Origin of the sequence: Bacillus sp. C30, from assembly GCF_040838255.1 — a bacterium.
GTDB classification, from domain to species: Bacteria; Bacillota; Bacilli; order Bacillales; family Bacillaceae_G; genus Bacillus_A; species Bacillus_A mycoides.
This window is the reverse complement of record NZ_JBFPJH010000361.1, coordinates 1-3,098: the sequence shown is the minus strand read 5'-3', so window position 1 is coordinate 3,098 and position 3,098 is coordinate 1. Positions and strand designations below refer to the sequence as shown.

3 protein-coding genes are annotated in these 3,098 nt (G+C 35.8%); all 3 read left to right on the top strand.

The annotated features are described in order from the left end of the window. Positions 1 to 139 precede the first annotated feature (139 nt). Positions 140 to 2,257 carry a DNA helicase RecQ gene (gene recQ / locus AB3X49_RS20230; RefSeq protein WP_002013002.1) on the top strand — a complete coding sequence of 706 codons (2,118 nt, stop codon included), beginning with the start codon at positions 140 to 142 and terminating at the stop codon, positions 2,255 to 2,257. A gap of 25 nt (positions 2,258 to 2,282) precedes the next feature. Then, the gene (locus AB3X49_RS20225) at positions 2,283 to 2,666 is read left to right on the top strand and encodes a gamma-glutamylcyclotransferase family protein (protein WP_002032638.1); all 384 of its coding nucleotides are present in this window, start codon (positions 2,283 to 2,285) and stop codon (positions 2,664 to 2,666) included. Positions 2,667 to 2,847: 181 nt separating this feature from the next. Then, the coding region (locus tag AB3X49_RS20220) for a class I SAM-dependent methyltransferase (protein ID WP_367964348.1) at positions 2,848 to 3,098 on the top strand (251 nt) is incomplete at its 3' end.

The window sequence follows — 3,098 nt, the reverse complement described above, 5'->3', positions numbered from 1 at the left end:
GTACTAGATTTGTTTTTTTATGTTGGAAAACGTAGGAAGCAAATAGAACTCAAATACTTATAAAATTCAAAGTGGCGAGAATCAGTTTGATGATATAATGGGAATAGATGAAAGATAAAGAAAAGCAGGTGACTCTTTTTTGTTTACAAAAGCACAAGAACTTTTAGCGTCTTATTTCGGTTATTCGTCATTCCGAAGAGGACAAGATGAAACAATTAAAAATGTATTAGATGGGAAAGATACAGTCTGTATTATGCCTACGGGTGGTGGTAAGTCAATTTGTTATCAAATTCCCGCATTAGTATTCGAAGGAACGACATTAGTTATTTCACCTTTGATTTCACTTATGAAAGACCAAGTAGATACATTAGTACAAAACGGTATTTCAGCGACTTATATTAATAGTTCTATTTCTATTACAGAAGCAAATCAACGAATTCAATTAGCGAAACAAGGCCATTATAAGTTACTTTATGTGGCGCCTGAGCGTCTTGATTCAATGGAATTTGTTGATCAACTTATCGATATGAAAATCCCGATGATTGCAATTGATGAGGCGCACTGTATTTCGCAGTGGGGACATGATTTCCGTCCTAGTTATTTACATATACATCGCATATTAGATTATCTTCCAGAAAAGCCGCTCGTATTAGCGTTAACTGCTACGGCAACACCACAAGTTCGTGAAGATATTTGCAACACGCTTGGAATTAATCAAGAAAACACGATTATGACAACGTTTGAGCGCGAGAACTTATCATTCTCTGTCATTAAAGGACAGGATCGTAATGCTTATTTAGCGGATTATATTCGTCAAAATCAGAAGGAATCTGGGATTATATATGCAGCTACAAGAAAAGTTGTCGATCAGTTATATGAAGATTTAGGGAAAGCAGGAGTTTCTGTATCGAAATATCATGCTGGTATGAGCGACCACGATCGAAATGAACAGCAAGAACTCTTTTTACGAGATGAAATAAGTGTTATGGTGGCAACATCTGCATTTGGAATGGGTATAGATAAATCGAATATACGTTACGTTATCCATTATCAACTTCCAAAAAATATGGAAAGTTACTATCAAGAAGCAGGACGTGCTGGTCGTGATGGATTAGATAGTGAATGTATTTTGTTATATTCTTCTCAAGATGTGCAAGTACAACGCTTTTTAATCGATCAATCAACTGGAGAATCACGTTTTTCAAATGAGCTTGAAAAACTCCAAAATATGACCGATTACTGTCATACAGAACAATGTTTACAATCATTTATTTTGCAATACTTCGGAGAAGAGCCGAAGGAAGATTGTGGTCGCTGCGGTAATTGTACGGACGACCGTGAAAGTATCGATGTGACGAGAGAATCCCAAATGGTACTATCTTGTATGATTAGGACGAACCAACGATTCGGAAAGCAAATGATTGCACAAGTATTAACTGGATCTAAAAATAAGAAAGTCATTGAATTTAATTTTCATACTTTGCCAACGTACGGTCTTTTATCAAACCGTAGTGTAAAAGAAGTCAGTGAGTTTATTGAGTTTTTAATTTCAGATGAGTTAATTGCAGTTGAACATGGTACGTATCCAACATTAAAAGTAACGGAAAAAGGAAAAGAAGTATTACTTGGTAAAGAGAATGTTTTACGCAAAGAACGAGTAGAAACGAGACAAATTGTTCAAGACCATCCTTTATTTGAAGTGCTTCGTGAAGTGCGTAAAGAAATTGCACAAGGAGAAGGTGTACCACCGTTCGTTATTTTCTCTGACCAAACGTTAAAAGATATGTGTGCGAAAATGCCACAAAGTGACTCCGAACTCCTAACTGTAAAAGGAATCGGAGAACACAAACTTGTGAAGTACGGGTCTCACTTCTTACAAGCAGTTCAGCACTTTATTGAGGATAACCCAAACTATGCGGAAACAATTAAAACTGAAGTTGTTTCAGAGAGTAAAAAATCAGGAAAAGCGTCAGCGAATTCTCATTTAGAAACGTATGAAATGTATAAACAAGGCATTGATCTAGATGAAATTGCTAAAGAACGTAGCTTATCAAGACAAACAATTGAAAATCATTTAATTCGCTGCTTTGAAGATGGAATGGAAGTAGACTGGAACAGTTTTGTTCCTGCAGAATATGAATCACTGATTGAAACTGCCGTGCAAAATGCAGAGGGTGGTCTGAAATCGATTAAGGACCAACTTCCAAATGAAGTGAGTTACTTTATGATTCGTGCTTATTTACAAATTAGAAAGTAGAGACATATAAAGGGGATAGGGATTTATGCATCACGTTTTCGTGTATGGCACGTTAAGAAAAGAGCAAACGAATGCTCATTTTATGCAAGGTGCAATATGCATCGCAGACGAAGCATGGACGTATGGTAAATTATTTGATACATACGAAGGGTACCCTGCGATGATTTGTTCAAATGAGGACAAAGTATACGGAGAAGTTTATGAAGTAAATGATGATGTTCTGCAAAAGTTAGATGAACTTGAAGAATACACAGGTAATGCAGAGAGTGATTTATATGACCGAATCACCGAAACGATTTATTTAGGTGATAGAGAAATACGTGCATTTGTGTATATTGCTCAAGATAAAGAGATGCTAAAGAAAGTCATCATTTCTGGTGATTGGGTGGAGTATCAACAAGGAAAATAAAAGCAGCTATAGAGCAGATAGTGGAATCGACCATTATCTGCTTTTCATATTGGTAATTTCAAAATTCTTATTATTTTGATAAATCATAAATATAGAGAAATAAAAATGGTTTTTTTCATGGGTGTCAGAAATTTAGTTTCTCACCTGTAGCAGAAAAATCTAGTGCAGGAGGAGAATAATAATGAACGAATTAAATGTGAAGGAATTTTACCAAAAACAATTCGAACTGTCGAATTACGATATCAATACAGAAAGCTGGTTAGAGCAGGTTGCTAAAGAAGTTCAAGAACAAGTTGGTCATCCATTTCAAGCGATGTTAGAACTAGGAGCAGGAAATGGTAGATTTGCAAGGGCGATGTCTAGGTTACAAGTGAAAATGACTACGGTTGAACTTGTACCAGAGTTAGTTATGTTTGCAAAAGAACATTCTAC

Excerpts from the sequence above, each read along its gene's own strand:
- AB3X49_RS20225 (WP_002032638.1), top strand. The coding sequence starts at position 2,283 with ATGCATCACGTTTTCGTGTATGGCACGTTAAGAAAAGAGCAAACGAAT.